Genomic DNA, 18,127 nt, shown 5'->3' with positions numbered 1-18,127 from the left:
TGCCGGTCGGCGTTTGGTGCGCGGGCACCGGCAGTCGCCCGGCCTTGTACCAATTCCAGGCCGTGCGGTACGAGATGCCTTGCTGCTTTGCCCAAGTGCTGAGTTTCATGCAAAATAGAATAGCATTTTATTCTATGTAATGCTACAAAAACTTCTAGCAGTTAGAACCCCCCATGAGTGCCGCCAGACGATTGCTGATCGAGAGGCCAAGGCCGGTGCCGCCGTACTTGCGAGTCGTGCTGGAATCGGCCTGCTCGAAGGGCGTGAACAGTCGCTCGACCTGCTCGGGGGTCATGCCGATGCCGGTATCGATGACGGCGAACGCCAGCGTCTCGCCGTCCCGGCTCGCGTCCAGGACGATGGTTCCGCGATCGGTAAATTTGACGGCATTCGAGAGAAAGTTGAGCAGGATCTGCGTCAATCGGTGGGCGTCGCCGAGACAGGCATCGGGAAGATTGGCGGCGACTCTGGCGGTCAGGGTCAGCCCCTTGGCGGCGGCGCGCTCCGCGATCACGGCGAGGGCCGAGTCGAGGATGCGCCGGGGGACGAAGGGCATGGATTCGACGACCAGCTTGCCGGCCTCGATTTTGGAGAAATCGAGGATATCGTTGACGATACCGAGCAGTAACTTGCCCGAGTCGAGGATCCGGGCGAAATATTGACGATACTTCATGGCATCGGCGCTCTCGCGGTAGCCGATCTGCGCGAGACCGAGCACGCCGTTGAGGGGCGTGCGGATTTCGTGGCTCATGTTGGCAAGGAACAGGCTTTTGGCATGACTGGCGGTCTGCGCGATTTGCGTGGCCTCGGCCAGCCGAAGATTGGCGGCCTCCAATTCGGCGGTGCGGTGGCTGACCATGTCTTCCAGTTGATGCTGGTAACGCGACAGTTCGTCGGCCAGCCGCTTTTGCTCGGTCGTGTCCCGGCCGGAGCCACGGTAGCCGAGGAGTTCGCCGGTCGCGGACAGAATCGGAACGCCGCTGACCAGCAGGATGCGTTCGCTGCCATCCTGGTGCAGACAACGCGTTTCCAGATCCCGAAGCGGTGCGCGTCGCGCTTTCAGTTGCCGAAACAGGCCGCTCACCCGCGCCGCTTCGTCCGCCGGCATGAGCTCGAACGGCGTGCGACCCAGCAGGACGTCCGGCGCATAGCCAAGCGTCGCCTTGACCTGTTCCGAGACGTAGGTATAGCGGTCCTCGAGATCGACTTCCCAGATCCAGTCGCCAAGGGTGAAGGCCAGGTCGCGGAAGCGCTGTTCGCTCTGGCGCAGGATCGTCTCGCCCCGGCCGAGCCGGGCGAGCGAAAAACCGATCAGCAGCAGACCGCACAGCGTCAGCAGGGTCGAAATGAGCGCGGTCATCCGCCAGGCGCGAAACTGCTCTGCAACGGCGCGACCGACCAGCACATAGAAAGGAAAATTGTCGATCTGGCGGATGGCAAAAATCCGGTCGATATCGTCGGTCTTGCCGATGTAGCGGATCACGCCTTGCCGCTCCCCGGCCTGGATCCGTAGATAGGGCAGCGTTTCCGGAGCCGGGTCGTTGGCCTGGGACTCGACAATCGGCCAGCGCACGACCAGCCGACTGTCGTCGCTGCGCCGAACGCTCACCATGCCCTGCGCGCCTACCTCGATTTCCGAAAACAGCTTGGAAAAATAGTCCAGGTTGATGGTGGCAACGATCAGGCCGCGGAAATCGCCGGCATCGCCCGGCAGAGCACGATACGCCACCAGGATCGGGGTACCGCGCAGTTTGCCGACGAGCGCCGCGGAAAACCGCAACTCCGACGTGGGCGACTCCCGACTGGCCAGGAAAAAGTCCCGGTCGGCGATGTTCAGGCGCTGGCTGTTCGTATCGCTGGTAAAGATCAGCGCACCCTCGGCATCGAAGACGCGATAGCCCCCCAACTCGGGGAAATTGCTGGCCAGCGCCAGCAGTTCACCATCGATGCGTGTCTGCCGCACGGGGTCTCGGCGGTCGCTCGTGAGGTCTTCGCGAACGGTTGCGGCAATCAGCGCGGTCGTGGCATCGATCCGGCGCAGGGTGGACTCGATCTTGGAGGCGACGATGTGGGCCTCGTTGGCGCAGGCCGCATTGACCGCGCGTTTGGTTTGCTGGCCTGCTTGAATCAGGAAATAGCCAAGCAGCGATCCGGTCAGGACGATGAAGACGATAAAGGAGCCGACATAAACCGAAATCAGTCCCTTTTGAATTTTGCGGGAGGCTAACGCCGGGGCTCCACGAGAACGCCCTGGACCCGGCGGCCCCCATTGACCGCCTGACGCCGCGGGACGGGGACTGGAAGTCTGGCCGAACGCCGCGGCGGCATGACGCATCGAGATCAGCAACCCTGTTGAACGGATCCAAACCGCATCGACAGATCCACCGCCCTGACATCCTTGGTCAGCGCCCCGACCGAGATGCGATCGACGCCGGTCTCGGCGATCGGACGGATGGTCTTGAGGTCGATACCGCCGGAGGCTTCCAGTTGGGTGCGCCCGGCATTGATGGCGACCGCGCGGCGCAGTTCATCCAACGTGAAATTATCGAGCAGAATCAGCTTCGCGCCGGCGTTCAGCGCCTGCTCCAGTTCGGCGATCGACTCCACTTCGATCTCGATCTCGATCCCGACGCCGGCGTTCAGCGCGCGGGCGGCCTCCAGCGCGGCGCGGATCGAACCGGCCGCCAGGATATGGTTCTCCTTGATCAGAATGGCGTCGAACAGACCGATGCGATGATTGTGACAGCCACCGCACACCACGGCGTATTTCTGCTGGAGACGCAGCCCCGGCAGCGTCTTGCGCGTATCCAGCACGCGCGCCGGCAGCCCGTCCACCGCATCGGCGTATTGGCGCGCGCGGGTTGCCGTGCCGGAGAGGGTTTGCAGATAATTCATGGCCGTGCGCTCCCCGGTGAGCAGGGCGCGGGCGCTGCCCTCCAGCACGCACAGGCGTTGTCCGGGCACGACGCGCTCGCCATCGCTCGCTTCCCAGCGGATGACGCTCGCCGGATCCAGCCGCCGAAACACCGTCTCGAACCAGGCGCAACCGCACAGCGTCGCGGACTCGCGCGTGATCAGCTCGGCCCGCGCGGACTGCTGCGCCGGCAACAGGGCGGCGGTCAGATCGCCCGCGCCCACGTCCTCGGCCAGGGCGGCATCGATCTGGGTCTCGATAACCGAGCGATCAGGCAGATGGTGGTGAAAATCGGTTCGGTTCGCCATGATTGGGTCTGACGATGGATGTTCCATGACAGGATACTCGGAAGCATAGGCTCGGAATCACGCATGACAGAATACGCCAATCCGGCCCGCGCCGGCACCTCGGGAATCGACGCCGAGGGCTGGCTCCAGGGCGCCCAGCGCCACCCCTCGCCGAATCATGACGCGCGTCCGCCAGGCGTCCCGATCGACCTGCTCGTGATCCACAATATCAGTCTTCCGCCGGGCGAATTCGCTGGGCACTGGATCGACGATTTATTCCTGAACCGGCTCGACCCGTCCGCCCATCCCTATTTCGCCGCCATTGCGGCGATTCGTGTCTCGGCGCATCTGCTGATCCGCCGCGATGGCGCTCTGATCCAGTACGTGTCCTGCGAACGTCGGGCCTGGCACGCTGGCGTCTCCTGTTTCCAGGAGCGCGAGCGCTGCAACGACTATTCGATCGGGGTCGAACTGGAAGGGTCAGACGGGATCCCGTTCACCGAGGCGCAATACCGCGTGCTCGCCGACTGCACGCGACGCCTTCAGGCCCGCTATCCAGCCATCACGCCCGCCCGCATCGCCGGACACAGCGACATCGCGCCCGGTCGCAAGACCGACCCTGGCCCAGCCTTCGATTGGCACCGGTATCGCGCGCTGATCTCCGGCGCTGGCCTCGTCTAACCGCACCCGGCCAAGAACAGAAACCGTCCCTTGCGTGCGCAGACAACCTGGACTCAAGCCCGCAACGGCTCGGTCATAAAGGGCGTCAGCAGATCGAGCATGGCGCGGTGGACCTTGAGATTGCCGGCGATCAGATTGCCGGTGTCCAGAAAGCGGCTACCGCCGCCAAAGTCGGTGATGACTCCCCCCGCCTCCAGGATCAGCAGCGCGCCGGCGGCGCAATCCCAGGGCGAGAGACCGATTTCCCAAAAACCATCGGTGCGACCGGCGGCGACATAGGCGAGATCCAGAGCCGCCGAGCCGGGGCGGCGCAGTCCGGCGGTCTCCAGGGTCATGGCCTTGAACATACCAAGATAGGCGTCGATGTGACGCTGATCGCGGAAGGGGAAGCCGGTGCCGATCAGCGCGCCTTCGAGCGACGGGCGGGTGGCGACGCGCAGCTTGCGGTCGTTGAGCTGGGCGCCCTGCCCGCGCGCGGCGGTAAAGAGTTCCTCGCGCGTGGGGTCATAGACGACGCCGCATTCGAGCTGGCCCTTGTACTTGAGCGCGATCGAGATCGAGAATTGCGGGAAGCCGTGCAGATAATTGGTGGTGCCGTCCAGCGGGTCGATGATCCACTGGAAGTCGCCGCTGCCCTGCTCGCCGCTCTCCTCGGCGAGGATGGCGTGGCCGGGGAAACGGTTGCGCAGTTCCTGGACGATCGCTGCCTCGGCGGCGCGGTCGACGTCGCTGACGAAGTCGTTGCGGCTTTTCGACTCGACCTGGATCTGTTCGAGCCGATCCGAGTAACGCATGATCAGACGGCCGGCACTACGGGCGGCGCGGATGGCAATGTTAAGACTTGGGTGCATGGTTTGCGGGATATCCGGGCAGTCGCTGTATCATAGGCTGACGATACAGCGCGATTTTTCTGAAGATTTAGCCCGACATGATAGACCAATTGACCGCATCGCTGGCGCGCATCCGTTTCGTGCTGGTGGAGACGACCCATCCCGGCAACATCGGCGCCGTGGCGCGGGCGATGAAGACCATGGGTCTGTCGCGCCTGGAACTGGTGGCGCCCAGGCACGCGCCGGACGCGGAGGCGCTGGCGCGTGCCTCGGGCGCGGACGATCTGCTGGAGCGCGCCGGCATCCATGCGACCCTGCCCGACGCGCTGACCGGCTGTCGTCTGACGATCGGCGCGAGCGCCCGTCTGCGCACCATCGAATGGCCGCTGCTGGAGCCCTCGGCGTGCGCGCGGCAACTGCTCGACGAGGCGGCCGCGGGCGAGGTGGCGCTGGTCTTCGGGCGCGAGAGTTCGGGCCTTTCCAACGTGGAACTGGCGCGTTGTCATGCGCTGGTGCACATCCCGACCAATCCCGATTTTAGCTCGCTCAATCTGGCCGCGGCGGCGCAGGTGCTGGCCTACGAGATTCGCCGCGTGGCGCGCGAGGAGCGCGGCGAGCGGATTCTCGATCCGCCCCGCGAGCTGGCGACGGCGGACGAGATGGAAGGCTTTCATGGTCATCTGGCCGAGACGCTGCTGGCGATCGGCTTCGGCGATCCGGCGCAATCGCACAAGCTGATGCGGCGACTGCGTCGGCTGTTCAATCGGGCGCGCCCGGATCGTGTCGAGATGAATATCCTCCGGGGGATTCTGAGCGCCGCCCAGGGCCGCAAGCACGCGGGGCGCGCCATGCGCGACGAAGGAGACTCGTCATGAACCTGCTCCACGAATTGATCGCCGCCCGTGTCGATGCGTGGCGCGCGGAAGGCTACCCGTGCGCGGATTCTCCCGCCATCGCCGAAATCCTCAGCCATGCCGTCGACGACGAACGAACCGGCCATCTGCGCTACCTGCGCAAGGCCCAATTCCGCGCGCTGGAAGTCTATTGGTTTCTCCGGCTGGTCGAGGGCACGCCCAGGATCCCGGACCTGTACGCGCGCTGTTTCCCCAAGAAAGCGGAACGTCGCGAGGCGCTCGGACTCTCGGCCAAGGTATTCGAGGACGCCGATTACGATTTCGACGCACTGTTCGCGCGCATCCGCGCCGACAATGCCTTCGTCCGCGCCAATCATCTGGAAAGCCTGCGCGAAACCCTGACGCTCGATTACCCTTCCTACATCCTGGCCCTGGCGATGGGCGCCGGGAAAACCATCCTGATCGGCGCCATCGTCGCGACCGAATTCGCCATGGCGCAGGAATACCCGGACGGACCCTTCGTGCAAAACGCCCTGATCTTCGCCCCTGGGAAGACCATCATCGAGTCCTTGCGCGAAATCTCGGACATCCCCTTCAGCAAGCTCCTGCCGCCCCGTTTCGAGAAGCTGTTTACCGCCAGCCTGAAACTGACCTTCACGCGCGATGGCGACAAAGAACTGTCCGGCGTGATCGACGGCAGCGCCTATAACCTGATCGTCACCAACACCGAAAAGATCCGCATCCAGAAACCGACCGTGCGCGGCAACGGGCAGCAATTCCGGCTGTTGGCCAATACCAAGGCGGAAGAGGCCGAGGAAATCGCCAATCTGCGGCTGCAAAAGATTGCCAGCCTGCCCCATCTGGCGGTGTTCTCCGACGAGGCCCACCACACCTATGGACAGAAGCTGTTGGGCAAATGGGAGAAAGACCCCGACAGCGGCGAGCCGGTGTTCAAGGAACAGGGCATCAAGAAGGTGCGCCGCACGGTGGACTATCTCGCCCAGGAAACCAATCTGGTGGTGGTCGTGAATACCACGGGCACACCCTATTTCGAGCGGCAACCCTTGCGTGATGTCGTGGTCTGGTACGGACTCGGGGAAGGCATCCAGGATGGCGTACTGAAGGAGGTCGCCGGCAACATCAAGGTCTTCAGCCTGGACGATGAGCACGGATCCCTCTTGGTTTCCAAGATCGTGGCCGATTTCATCGACACCTATTGGGAGACGCGACTTCCGGACGGCTCGCCGGCCCGCCTGGCGCTCTATTTTCCGACCGTCGCGGCCCGTGACGAACTGCGGACCGCCATCGAATCCACGCTCGCCCAACGCGCCATTGCTCCAGCGGTCCTGCTGGCGGTGGATGCCAAGTCAGCGGAGACGGTCAAGGCCGAGTTTTACCGTCTGGCCCATGATCCGAGCGCCCAGCACCGCATCGTGCTGTTGGTGAACATGGGCACCGAGGGCTGGAATTGCCCCAGCCTGTTCGCCTGCGGTCTGGTGCGGCGACTCACCGGCAGCAACAATTTCGTCCTACAGGCGGCGACCCGCTGTCTGCGTCAGGTTCCGGGCAACGCCACCCCGGCCCGTATCTATGTCTCGCGGGAAAACGAGGCCATCCTCGAACGGCAACTCGTCGAAACCTACGGCACCACGCTGAGCGATCTCAACGCGACCCAAGCGGAACGTCTCGAAAAAGACATCCGTCTGCATAAGCCGGATCTCCCGCCCCTGTCGATCAAGAAGCGCGTGCTGCGGTTCCGGCGTCGCGCGGACTCGTCCGGTGTCTCGCCCCTGGTGTTTCAGCGCCCCGACACCGAGGCCCCGCTGGTCGGACGGATGGACACCTGGTCCATCGTCGAGGTGGGCGGACGCGGCCAACTGACCCGCATCGACACCGAGGCGCTGCATGCCGAACCCGACGCGCTCGATCTCTATTCCGCCGCCGGTGGGCTGGCCGCCAATTACCATCTGCCCATGTCCGAGCTGCTGGCCGCCTTGCGCGCCGTCTACGGCGCGGGGGCGACGATTCCGGTTCATCATCTGGACGCGCTGTCCCAACAGATCGAGACGCAACGGCGCGAGTACGAGGAAGACTGGCAGGAGGTCGAAATCGCCCTGGCCCTGGTCAAGCCCGACGGATTCCAGCGGCACACCGACGCGGACGGCGCACCTTTTTATACCGCCCGGATCAGCTTCGAGAAATCGCGCGAACACCTCTACCGGATGGCGGACAGCTTTCCGAACCAAGGCTTCGCGCGGGACAAGTCGTTCCATTACGAAGGCTACAACTTCGATTCCGAGCCGGAAGCGGCCTATCTGGAACAGGCGCTCAATGTCATCGCTCAGTACGCCGGGAACATCGAGGGCGTGTGGTTTACGGGCGGATTGACCGACCCCTCCAAGACCGATCTGTACGCCGAATACCTGGGCGAGGATGGCCGCTGGCACCGCTACACCCCGGATTTTGTCATTCTGCGCAAGGATGGCAAATGTCTGGTGGTGGAAATCAAATCCGAGCAACATCGAGCCGACATCGCCGCCGATCTCGCCAGAGCCGACACCGGCCAGCCACCCCGGAGCCGGGAAGGCCGCAAGGCGGTTGCCATGCGCCAACTGACCGACATCAACCCCGAGCAACTGACCTACCGGGTCATTTTCGCGGGGACCGTCTTGCCGGCGGAGGCGCTCGAAGAAACCCGGCGCTTTGTCGCCCAAGACTGAACGAGGATCGCACCATGGGCTTGATCTACACCAGCATCACCCTGAGCAATGTTCGCAAACCGGACATCAAGCCGCTCACCGTCCAGGCCCTGGTCGATACGGGCGCGGTACATCTCTGCATTCCCGAACACATTGCTCTGCAACTCGACCTGGATACTTACGAGGAACGGGAAGTGGAAACGGCGGATGGCTCCTCGCGTCGGCGGCCCTATGTGGGGCCAATTCTCGCGGGCTTTGAAAATCGCCGCTGTCTCACCGGCGCGATGGTACTGGGCAATGAGGTTTTACTCGGCGCCATTCCGATGGAGGACATGGATCTGGTGATCCATCCCGGACGCCAGACCGTCATGGTCAATCCGGCCAATCCAAATTTCGCGGTCAGCAAGGCGAAATCATTGATGACGATCCAGGGTGAAACACGATGAAAAACGTCCTCGCCAACGTCGCCGTGAGTGTTAGCGAACTCAAGCGCAACTACGCCAACATCATCCGGCAGGCCGATGACCTTCCGGTTGCCGTGTTCAACCGTAATCGACCGGAAGCCTATTTACTGCCCGCGGTCTACTACGAGCAACTGATGACCTACCTTGAGGATCTGGAGGATGCCGCGCTCGTGCGCGAACGCGCCGCCGGTCCTTTTATCGATGTCAGCCTCGATGACTTATAGGCTGCGTTTCCATGCGCTGGCGCTGGCCGAATGGCGCAAACTGGACAACAGTGTGCGTGAGCCGCTGAAGAAAAAACTCACGGAACGGATGACGAATCCCCGTCTGCCTTCCGCCGCCTTGTCGGGCATGGCGGATTGTTACAAGATCAAACTGCGTGGATTGGGATACCGGCTTGTTTATCGGGTCGACGAGGATGTGGTGTTCGTCACCGTTATTGCGGTCGGCAGGCGGGACAAAAATCGGGTCTACGCCGCCGCTAAAGATCGCTTGCAGGATTGATTCCGATGCCGTTTAGCGCTCGTTCCCACGTTCCAGTGTGGGAATGCCGGCGGGCCGCTCCAGCGGCCCGTCCGGTCACGCGACGCTGGAGCGTCGGCCCTTGCTCCCACGCTGGAGCGTGGGAGCCAGAAGAGAAGACTCAACGAGGAGCACGCCATGCAAGTCCAACGGCAATTTTTTGAGGTCACGAGCCGGCAATTGGTGATCGATTTACCCGAGTCGTTCGTTAACCATCGCGTTGAGGCGATTGTATTGACCGTCGATGACGGCGAGCCATTGGCAACCGTCGCTCGCCGCCGGCCGCATCCCGCGATTTCCGGGAAAGGGAAAACGATGGGCGATATCGTGAGCCCCATTTTCGATGAAGGGGATGCGCTCGCGGAAATTGGCAAGGATGTGCGAGCCTTGATCGCCGACAGCGAACCCGTCGCACTCGGCGAATTCCGCCTGAATTTAACCGGATTCCAATTCAACCGGGACGAGGCTAATGCCCGTTAAGTATTTCATCGATACCAATGTCCTGATCTATCGCTACTCCAGTCAGGACGACCGGAAGCGGGCGATTGCCGCGCGTCTGCTCACGTCGGGACAATGCGTCGCCAGCGTTCAGTCGCTGAATGAATTCAGCAATGTCATCCGTCGCAAGTTTCCAGCGCAATTCCCCGGTCTTGCCGCAACCCTCGAAGATATCCGCGCCAGCCTCCCGATTGAGTCGCTGCGCGTGGAGGACACCCTAGCGGCGGTCGATATTTCCCAGCGGCACGGATTCCAGTACTTCGACTCACTGATGCTCGCGTGCGGCGTTCGGCTCGGCTGTCAAGTCGTGTTGAGCGAGGATATGCAGCATGGTTTCGTGCTGGATAACCGCTTGACGATCATCAACCCATTCATTCTCTAGCGGGCCAATCCCGCGACATTCCGCATCCTCTTTGGAGCAATCCCTTTGCATCCTTCCCAAGACGTCAAGATCGCCCAGGCCAAGGGCCGACCCATGCTGCAATGGGTGGGCAAGAAGCCTTTGAGCACGGTTCCCGCCTATCCCGCCCAGCACATCGAGCGTTTCCAGTTAGAGGCCGCGTCCGATCCCGTCGCCGACCTGGATTGGAGCGACTGGCCGGAGCGTTACCCGCGCGGCGGGCTGCTGTTCCACGGCGATAACAAGGATGTGCTGGCGCACCTGCTGGCGAATGGGTTTCGGGGCAAGGTCAAGCTGATCTATATCGACCCGCCGTTCGATTCCGGGGCGGATTATGTGCGCAAGGTGAATCTACGCGGGACGGCGAGCGCCAAGCTGGACGGCGAGGATTACAGTCTTGGTGAGCAGGTTCAATATACGGATATCTGGGCAAACGACAATTACTTGCAGTTTATGTATGAGCGGTTGTTATTGCTTCGTGAATTGTTAAGTGACACTGGCTCTCTTTATTTGCATTGCGATCCACGTCGAGGACATTTTATCCAGTGCATTATTGATGAAGTTTTTGGGGCGGAAAATTATCGTAACGAGCTTATTTGGAAGCGGTCTGATGCTCACGGGAATGTTGGTCAAGGAACCGAGCATTTCGGCCCTGTGCACGATAAAATATTTTTTTATTCAAAAGGCGGAAGGCCAACATGGAATCTTCAATACACTCCGCTCAATGAAGATTATGTTAAAGGTTTTTATAGATATACAGAAAATGATGGCAGAAAATATAAGCTGGATAACTTGCTTGGACCTGGTGGAGCAACGAAAGGAAATCCAGTCTATGAATTTCTTGGCGTCGTTAGAGCATGGCGCTATTCTAAAGAAAAAATGCAGAGCATTTATGATGTTGGCAGAATAGTTCAAACCCGTCCGGGTACTGTCCCAATGTTAAAACGCTACCTTGATGACTCTAAAGGGGTACCCGTTCAATCCATTTGGACAGATATAAGTATGCTTCGTGGTTGGTCTGGCGAAAAAGAAGAATATCCAACACAAAAGCCTGAAGCACTTATCAGTAGAGTGATGCAATCGTCATCAAACCCCGGTGACATCATCCTCGACTGCTTCCTCGGCTCCGGCACCACCGCTGCCGTCGCCCAAAAACTGGGCCGCCGCTGGATCGGCTGCGACATCAACAAGGGCGCGATCCAGACCACGGCCAAGCGCCTGCAAACCATCATGGCCGAGCAGTCGGCCACGCAAGACCAGCCGGCCAACCGCCAAGCCAGCCTGCTCCCGGACACCGACAATTCCCCGCCGCCGCCCGCTCAACGCGGCTTCACTGTCTGGCGGGTGAACGATTACGACCTGAACATCCAGCACAACGAGGCGGTGCAACTGGTGGTCGAGTATCTCGGCATTCAGCGCATCAAGACCGACGCCTTTTTCGACGGCACGCGCGGCAACCGCCTGGTCAAGATCGTTCCTTTCAACCATCCGCTGACCCCGTTGGATCTGGACAGCATCAAGCGCGAACTCGACGGCCGGCCGGGCGAGGAGCGGGATATTCTGGTGGTGGCGCTCGGCATGGAACTGACTGCGCGCGCCTGGCTGGAGCGGCACAACCGCAACCGCCCGATCAATCGCGTGCATCTGATCGAGCTGCGCACCGACAAAAAATACGGCGGCATCATCCAGCACGAGCCGGCGAGCGCCGAGGTCTCGATCCAGCGCGAGCGCACGCCTGACGGGGACACGCTGACGGTCGACATTCTGGATGTCCTGTCGCCCAGCATCGTCGCGCGGCTCAATCTAGACACCTCGCTGTTCCGCGCCCAGATCCCGGACTGGCGCGCGATGGTGGATTGCGTCCTGATCGACACGGCGTACAACGGCGAGGTCTTCAATGTGTGCCTGTCGGATGTGCCGGAACGCAAGCAGGACTTCGTGCGGGGGCGCTATGAACTGCCCGCCCCGCCCGAGGGGAGCACGGTCGCGGTTAAGATCGTCGATATGCTGGGCGAAGAAATTCTGCTGTCCCGCCAGGTCTGAATGCCGCCGCCGCGCGCCGCGCCACCCTTTTCCGATCACGCACCATTCATCGCTGACCCAAAACTATGTTCGACCGACTGAAAGAAGATATCGCCTGCGTGTTCGAGCGCGATCCGGCGGCGCGCACCCGCTTTGAAGTCTTGACCATTTATCCGGGACTGCACGCGGTCATGGCGCATCGGCTGGCGCATCGGCTCTGGCGCCACGATCTCAAGTGGCTGGCGCGGTTTCTGGCGAATCTCGCGCGTCTGTTCACCGGCATCGAGATTCATCCGGGCGCGGTGATCGGACGGCGCTTTTTCATCGATCACGGCATGGGCGTGGTGATCGGCGAGACGGCGGTGATCGGCGACGATTGCACCCTTTATCACGGCGTGACGCTGGGCGGTACCACCTGGCAGAAGGGCAAGCGTCACCCGACTCTGGGATGCGATGTGGTGGTGGGCGCGGGGGCCAAGGTGCTGGGGCCGATCGAGATCGGCGATGGCGCGCGGATCGGCTCCAATGCGGTGGTCGTCAAATCGGTCCCGCCCGGCGCGACGGCGGTCGGCGTGCCGGGGCGGATCATCGAGCCCGCCGGGGACGCGACCGCGCAACGCCGCGCCGATACCGCCAAGCGCATCGGCTTCGATGCCTATGGCGCGACCCGCGACGCGCCCGACCCGGTCGCCAATGCGATCAACCGGATGCTGGATCATATCCATCACATGGACCAGCGCATGGAGGCCATGTCCCTGGCGCTCGAAAGCCGCGGCATCATGCCCCGTTTCGAGCATGACGCGGATCTCGATGCGATGGAAATCGACCCGGCGACCGGCGCCGACCCTCCCCGCCCGCGCGACCCTAAAGAGCGTATGGCTTAATTGATCGTTCTGCTCAGGTAACGTATGATGCTCGAAGTTTCTGTTGCAGGAGTCGATTTCACGTGAGACTGACGACCAAAGGCCGCTATGCCGTCACCGCCATGCTGGATCTGGCCATCCATCAGGGCCAAGGGCCGATCACGCTGGCCGACATCGCCCAGCGCCAGGGGATTTCACTGTCCTATCTGGAGCAACTCTTCGCCAAGTTGCGCAAAAGCGCGCTCGTGACCAGCGTGCGCGGTCCGGGCGGCGGCTACAATCTGGCCCGTTCGCCGGCGGAGATTCATGTCGCCGAGGTGATTGCCGCGGTGGATGAAAGCGTGGACACCACGCGCTGCGGCGGCGCGCATAACTGTCAGAATAACGGACCCTGCCTGACACATGATCTCTGGCATGATCTGAGCGACCGCATTTACGAACATCTGAATAAAATCAGTCTTCAGCAATTGGTCGATCAGCGCGACGAGCTGGGCGAGCGTCCGCCGACCACCTGCGCCGCGGTCGATGTCAAGCTCGGCATTCAACGGATTGGCGCGCACGCCTGAGAAGCCGCCGGTCATCGGCTGCCGCCATCCCCGAGCGCGCGGCGTGGGGAAGCTGCCGCGCGCCGGTTCGCCATTCAAGCAACGTCCAGGAAGTTCAGCACTGCTCCCAGGGCAAGCCATGGAACCGCCAGCCGCCGAGGCTGCTGCGGTGATGGTGCTCGTCCAGATCGCCCTCGAACCCCTCGTCGACATGATAGACCGACTTCAGCCCATCGCGGATGAGTGCCTTTCCAGCGTCGAGAGAGCGCTTGCCGCTGCGGCAGATAAGAATGACGGGTGCGCAGGAATCGCTGGTCTCGCAGGCCGCGCCGCCGAGCAGAAGCTGACGGATCTCGGTGACGAAGTGCGGGTTGACGACCCAGTCCGGCTCATCGATCCAGGCGACATGCACCGCGCCCTTCGGGTGACCGACAAAGAGAAACTCCATGGAAGAACGAATATCGACCAGGACGACCTGAGGATGGGTTTCGAGCATCTCCAGCGCCTCCTGGGGCGTCAGACTCTGCGGGTGATCGGCGTTGATTGGCATCGTTTTTCTCCTTTGGCGGTTGCTTGTCGTGATTCCGGAATTGCCTGAACGACGTTTCCCGTTCGGCCATTCCGCTGTGATCGGCGACCTGATTGGGCGCTCTCGTTGAGGTTCTTCTTTTGACAGATCAAACAGTCAAAAATCGGCGTCCATTCGGGATCGTGCTCAAGGATGCCATCGCGCGCGGACTCGTGCGCCTGATCTCGCGCCTGCCACTTGCCCTGATCCATCGCCTGGGCGCGGGCGCGGGTTATCTGGCAACCTTGTGGCCCAATCGACAGCGCCGCAATGCGCTCATGAATATCGCGCTGTGCCTGCCGGAGCTGAACCGCGAGCAACAGATCAAGCTGCGCGACCGCAATCTCAAGGAGTTTGGCAAGACCTATTTCGAGATTGGCTATCTCTGGCTGCGTCCCGCCCAACAGGCGCTCGCACTGGTGCGCGAGGTCCGGGGCGCCGAACTGCTCCAGCGCGAGCCGGGCAAGGGTTTGATTGTCCTGTCGCCGCACCTCGGCGCCTGGGAACTCGCCGGACTCTATCTGGCCGCGCAGGGGCCGACGGCGATCTTCTACAAACCGCAGAAATATCTCGACGACCTGATTCGCGCCTCGCGCGGTCGCAGCGGCGCCGAACTGGCCCCCATCACGGCCAGGGGCATCCGCGTGCTAGTCCAGGCGCTGGAGCGCGGGGACGCCGTGGGAATCCTGCCGGATCAGGAGCCAAAGGCGGATAAGGGCGCGGTCTTCGCGCCCTTTTTCGGGGTTCCTGCCTTTACCATGCTGCTGGTCAACCGACTCGCGCGGCGCACCGGCGCGCCGGTGATCTTCCTGTTCGCCGAGCGCCTGGCGGAGGACGGCGGATTTCGGATCCACTGCATCCGGGCGCCCGCGGGGATCGACAGCGAGGATGACCACCAGGCCGCGACCGCGCTCAATCGCGGGATCGAACAATGCGTGATGACCTGCCCGGAACAGTATCTGTGGCCCTACAAGCGCTTTCGTCGCCGGCCCGAGGGCGCGCCCAAAATCTATACGGGCGCGCTGGATGACGTCCATGTTTTCCGGCAGGCGGAGCGGATTCGCCCGCGTCCGTTATCCTAAATCCGGCATCGGGAACCGCAAAGGCGAACAGGATTTAAATACAACAATGGCTTAAAAAGAGTGCGACATTCACCCCGTGGGTGAATGTCGTCATCGAGGTAAGACATTAAGTGCTTCGTGTTCTTTGCCGTTCAAGCGCGCTTTTGGATTTACCCCTTGATCTGGTCGGACGCGCTCTGGGTCTCGCCCTTGTTGTCGGTCCAGGTCACCGTGATCGGATCGCCCGCCACGCCGCCCTTGAACTTGAAGGAGAGATAGGGGTTCTTGGACACGCCGCCGCTCCAATTCGCGGTCAGTACGACCTCGTCCTTGTGTTTGCAAACGACTTCCTCGATGAAATGGGCCGGGACCAGTTCGCCGGTCTTGCTGTCCTTGCGCATTCCGGTTTCCATGGGATGACTCATCAGGCACTTGACGGTGGTTTCGTCGCCGCTCAAGCTGGCGCGGATCTTGATGTCGGACATGGTTGCTAACCTCGATTGGGGGCTCGGTGGGTTGATTGGAGGGATTGTGCTGGATCAGCAGACCTAGCCGCCGCAGCCACCAATGGTGACTTTGACGCTCTTGGCATTCTGATAGAGCTTATCCCCCACCTTCACCACGGCGACCACATCGGCGGTCTCGGCCATCTTGATGCGAGTGGAGACGAACGGAATGGCGGATCCGCTGAAGTCGAAAGACGCGATCAGCGGGGTCTGGTTCTTGGAGGCGATGATGGCGATCGAGGTCACGCCCTCCAGATCGGTTTCGACCGTCACCGGCACCACGGCACCATTCTCGGCGATATCCGGCGCCTTGATCTTGATGCGGTCGCTGGTCTCGGGCGCGTCGCTGCCCATCAGGCCGGTCAGTGCGGTCGGAATATCCTTGGCTTGAAAGGCCGCCGCGTTCCAATCCGCAAGCGCCAGACGCGGCGCGAGCAGGCCAGCGGCGACGCCGACGGATCCAGCGGCCAGCGAGCCTTTCAGCAGGGTTCTGCGTGTTGCGTCGATCATCAATGGTCTCCTGTCGAGCATGGGTGTTGGTGGAAGTTTCGACGAATCGTTCTCTTATCCAAAGGGCTGCATCACCCGTCGAACGGTCATTGCTGGTTTTTCACCATGCCGCTCTCCGCACGGGAGCGGTGGTGCCAGGGCGCGCATGTTTTGCGCATCGATCCGAGCATACCGCAGTCGTTCGAGTCTTGAAACCGCCGCCAACCCGCCTGTCGGGCGTGCTGGCGTCAGCCTTCGTTCACGATCTGTCGCGCTCCCCGAACAAACCTTTTTCACGCCGTTTCCGGTCGCGTTCCTCTTCTTTCCAGGCATCGAGTCGGGCCTGAATCCGCGCCGCGTCATGGTAGGCGATATCGCGTTGGCGCAAGGCAATCTCAAGCTGGCGGATCGCCGGTTCGACATCGCCCTCGGCATAGAGCTTCTCGGCGCGAAAACGATGCGTCGCCGCCTTGTTTCCGGCCTTCATCGCGGCCTGTTCGAGCAGATCGTAGAGCATCGCATTGCCCGGACGCAGCCGCTCGACCGCCATGAGTTCGTCCAGCGCCCTGTCCGGCTTGCCGCTGGAAATCAGCGCCTCGGCATAGGCAATGCGCAGCGGCCAACTGTCGGAGTAGAGGCCGCTCGCCTGTTTCAGGTGTTTGACGGCGCGTTCGGTTTGACCCTGTTGCAGATCGAGCAGGGCATCCAGCACGATGAACTCGGCCAGACTGGGATGGGCGGCAAGCAGCTTCGCGGTCTCGGCCTGGGCGCCGGCAACATCGCGTGCGCGTTCCAGGGCCAGCGCATAGCCATAGCGTTCGGCGGTCTCGTTGCGATGACGTCCCTCGCGAAGGGTTTCGCGAAAATGCGCCACGGACTGCTCCGCGCGCGCGTAGGAGCGTTCGCGCAGGTTCGCGCGCGCGAGTTGAAAGCGCAGACTGTCCGGGCGTTGACGCGCGCCGAATTCGTCGGCGCGCGCGAGCGCGTCGGCGATGCGGTTGCTGTTGACCGGATGGGTGCGCAGAAACTCAGGCGCGCGGTTCTTGTCGTCCTCGTAAAGTCGGCTCGATCTGGAGAGACGCCCGAAGAACCCGGCCATGGCGTGAGGATCGTGACCGGCATGCGCCAGGGTGGCGATCCCGAGACGGTCGGCCTCGTTTTCGTTGTCGCGGGTGAAATTGATCTGACGCTGGATGGCGGCGGCCTGAATGCCCATGATGGCGGCCATCCCGGCATCCGAGGACACCTGTGCCCCGAGGATAGCGGCGGCGACCAGCAGGGCCGTGGCCGGAATGGAGATCTTCTGCTGATCCTCGAAACCGCGCATCAGATGGTGCTGGGTGACATGGGCGATTTCATGGGCGATGACCGCAGCCAGTTCGCTCTCGGTTTCGGCGGCCAGGATCAACCCCGCGTAGACGCCGATATAGCCGCCAGGACCGGCGAAGGCGTTCACCACCGGCTCATCGATGAGGAAGAAGGTGAAACCGCCATTGGCATGTTGATCCGCAGCGACCAGTTCGTTCCCCAGCGATTCGAGATAGCTGGTCAGAATCGGATCGTCCAGCACTGAAAGGGCCGCGCGCACGCTGCGCATGAAGGCACGCCCAAGACGCACCTCGGCGCCGGTGCTCATCATGGCGTCGGCGGAACTCCCCAGATCGGGAAGATCGAAGGATTGAGCGGGCGCCTGACTGACGCCGACCAGGGCGAGTACGCCGGTCGCGACCAGCCAGCGTCTGAATCGGAAGGTAAGCGAGGTCATGAACATAGCTGCATGGGAGGTAACTTCTCAATAAGTCACGGCAGCCTTGGCTGAAGATATCCGTTAGAATACCCCATCGCTTCCCCAATCGTTTCCCGTGCATCGTCCTACCGTCATGCCCAGCTCGATCAAACTTCCTGACATCCCCGAGGCGGAACG

Annotated in this window: 19 protein-coding genes; 12 read left to right on the top strand and 7 right to left on the bottom strand. The window is 62.1% G+C overall.

Going from position 1 to position 18,127, the window contains the following annotated elements; all coding sequences use genetic code 11:
• Positions 1-154: 154 nt before the first annotated feature.
• Together QZY07_RS10135 and nadC are read right to left on the bottom strand one after the other, a co-directional pair.
• Entirely contained in the window at positions 155-2,335 is a 2,181-nt protein-coding gene (locus QZY07_RS10135; protein ID WP_295402117.1) for an ATP-binding protein, read from the bottom strand.
• Between the two features lie 5 nt (positions 2,336-2,340).
• Positions 2,341-3,222, bottom strand: coding sequence for a carboxylating nicotinate-nucleotide diphosphorylase (gene nadC, locus QZY07_RS10130; protein WP_295402115.1), 882 nt, complete (start codon positions 3,220-3,222; stop codon positions 2,341-2,343).
• A 63-nt stretch (positions 3,223-3,285) separates the two neighbouring features.
• Here nadC and ampD point away from each other — a divergent pair, with 63 nt between their 5' ends.
• Positions 3,286-3,882, top strand: a complete 597-nt coding sequence (gene ampD, locus QZY07_RS10125; RefSeq protein WP_295402113.1) for a 1,6-anhydro-N-acetylmuramyl-L-alanine amidase AmpD — start codon at positions 3,286-3,288, stop codon at positions 3,880-3,882.
• A gap of 53 nt (positions 3,883-3,935) precedes the next feature.
• Here the strand turns inward: ampD and QZY07_RS10120 are convergent, their stop codons facing one another.
• On the bottom strand, positions 3,936-4,733 hold the full coding sequence (locus tag QZY07_RS10120; protein WP_295402111.1) for an inositol monophosphatase family protein: 798 nt from the start codon (positions 4,731-4,733) through the stop codon (positions 3,936-3,938).
• Between the two features lie 77 nt (positions 4,734-4,810).
• On the opposite strand from QZY07_RS10120, the gene QZY07_RS10115 reads away from it, so the two are divergent.
• From QZY07_RS10115 to iscR, 10 genes are all read left to right on the top strand, one after another.
• Complete coding sequence (locus QZY07_RS10115; protein WP_295402109.1) at positions 4,811-5,587, top strand: RNA methyltransferase; 777 nt, start codon at positions 4,811-4,813, stop codon at positions 5,585-5,587.
• Positions 5,584-8,286 carry a DEAD/DEAH box helicase family protein gene (locus QZY07_RS10110; RefSeq protein ID WP_295402107.1) on the top strand — a complete coding sequence of 901 codons (2,703 nt, stop codon included), beginning with the start codon at positions 5,584-5,586 and terminating at the stop codon, positions 8,284-8,286. Before QZY07_RS10115 ends, QZY07_RS10110 begins: the two co-directional genes overlap by 4 nt.
• Positions 8,287-8,300: 14 nt before the next feature.
• Complete coding sequence (locus QZY07_RS10105) at positions 8,301-8,711, top strand: clan AA aspartic protease (protein ID WP_295402105.1); 411 nt, start codon at positions 8,301-8,303, stop codon at positions 8,709-8,711.
• Positions 8,708-8,953, top strand: coding sequence for a type II toxin-antitoxin system Phd/YefM family antitoxin (locus QZY07_RS10100; RefSeq protein WP_295402103.1), 246 nt, complete (start codon positions 8,708-8,710; stop codon positions 8,951-8,953). The genes QZY07_RS10105 and QZY07_RS10100 overlap by 4 nt, the downstream gene beginning before the upstream one ends.
• A complete protein-coding gene (locus QZY07_RS10095; RefSeq protein ID WP_295402101.1) occupies positions 8,943-9,233 on the top strand; it encodes a type II toxin-antitoxin system RelE/ParE family toxin in 291 nt (96 codons plus the stop codon). Before QZY07_RS10100 ends, QZY07_RS10095 begins: the two co-directional genes overlap by 11 nt.
• A gap of 156 nt (positions 9,234-9,389) precedes the next feature.
• The gene (locus QZY07_RS10090) at positions 9,390-9,731 is read left to right on the top strand and encodes a hypothetical protein (RefSeq protein WP_295402100.1); all 342 of its coding nucleotides are present in this window, start codon (positions 9,390-9,392) and stop codon (positions 9,729-9,731) included.
• Positions 9,721-10,131 carry a PIN domain-containing protein gene (locus QZY07_RS10085; protein WP_295402098.1) on the top strand — a complete coding sequence of 137 codons (411 nt, stop codon included), beginning with the start codon at positions 9,721-9,723 and terminating at the stop codon, positions 10,129-10,131. The genes QZY07_RS10090 and QZY07_RS10085 overlap by 11 nt, the downstream gene beginning before the upstream one ends.
• Positions 10,132-10,176: 45 nt before the next feature.
• Complete coding sequence (locus QZY07_RS10080; RefSeq protein WP_295402097.1) at positions 10,177-12,192, top strand: site-specific DNA-methyltransferase; 2,016 nt, start codon at positions 10,177-10,179, stop codon at positions 12,190-12,192.
• 65 nt (positions 12,193-12,257) lie between these two features.
• A complete protein-coding gene (gene cysE / locus QZY07_RS10075; RefSeq protein WP_295402095.1) occupies positions 12,258-13,055 on the top strand; it encodes a serine O-acetyltransferase in 798 nt (265 codons plus the stop codon).
• Between the two features lie 62 nt (positions 13,056-13,117).
• Positions 13,118-13,600 carry a Fe-S cluster assembly transcriptional regulator IscR gene (gene iscR, locus QZY07_RS10070; protein WP_295402093.1) on the top strand — a complete coding sequence of 161 codons (483 nt, stop codon included), beginning with the start codon at positions 13,118-13,120 and terminating at the stop codon, positions 13,598-13,600.
• Between the two features lie 94 nt (positions 13,601-13,694).
• On the opposite strand, the gene QZY07_RS10065 is transcribed toward iscR, so the two are convergent.
• Entirely contained in the window at positions 13,695-14,129 is a 435-nt protein-coding gene (locus tag QZY07_RS10065; RefSeq protein ID WP_295402091.1) for a rhodanese-like domain-containing protein, read from the bottom strand.
• Positions 14,130-14,248: 119 nt separating this feature from the next.
• On the opposite strand from QZY07_RS10065, the gene QZY07_RS10060 reads away from it, so the two are divergent.
• A complete protein-coding gene (locus QZY07_RS10060) occupies positions 14,249-15,229 on the top strand; it encodes a lysophospholipid acyltransferase family protein (protein WP_295402089.1) in 981 nt (326 codons plus the stop codon).
• 149 nt (positions 15,230-15,378) lie between these two features.
• On the opposite strand, the gene soxZ is transcribed toward QZY07_RS10060, so the two are convergent.
• The 3 genes from soxZ to QZY07_RS10045 form a co-directional block, all read right to left on the bottom strand.
• Entirely contained in the window at positions 15,379-15,693 is a 315-nt protein-coding gene (soxZ, locus tag QZY07_RS10055; RefSeq protein WP_295402087.1) for a thiosulfate oxidation carrier complex protein SoxZ, read from the bottom strand.
• A gap of 63 nt (positions 15,694-15,756) precedes the next feature.
• Entirely contained in the window at positions 15,757-16,224 is a 468-nt protein-coding gene (soxY, locus tag QZY07_RS10050; RefSeq protein WP_295402085.1) for a thiosulfate oxidation carrier protein SoxY, read from the bottom strand.
• 238 nt (positions 16,225-16,462) lie between these two features.
• Complete coding sequence (locus QZY07_RS10045; RefSeq protein ID WP_295402083.1) at positions 16,463-17,968, bottom strand: M48 family metalloprotease; 1,506 nt, start codon at positions 17,966-17,968, stop codon at positions 16,463-16,465.
• Positions 17,969-18,127: the final 159 nt, after the last annotated feature.

The sequence above is a fragment of the uncultured Thiocystis sp. genome, from assembly GCF_903866365.1.
In the GTDB taxonomy this organism is placed as follows: Bacteria; Pseudomonadota; Gammaproteobacteria; order Chromatiales; family Chromatiaceae; genus Chromatium.
The sequence above is the reverse complement of the archived record's forward strand: the minus strand, read 5'-3'. Positions and strand labels throughout refer to the sequence as shown.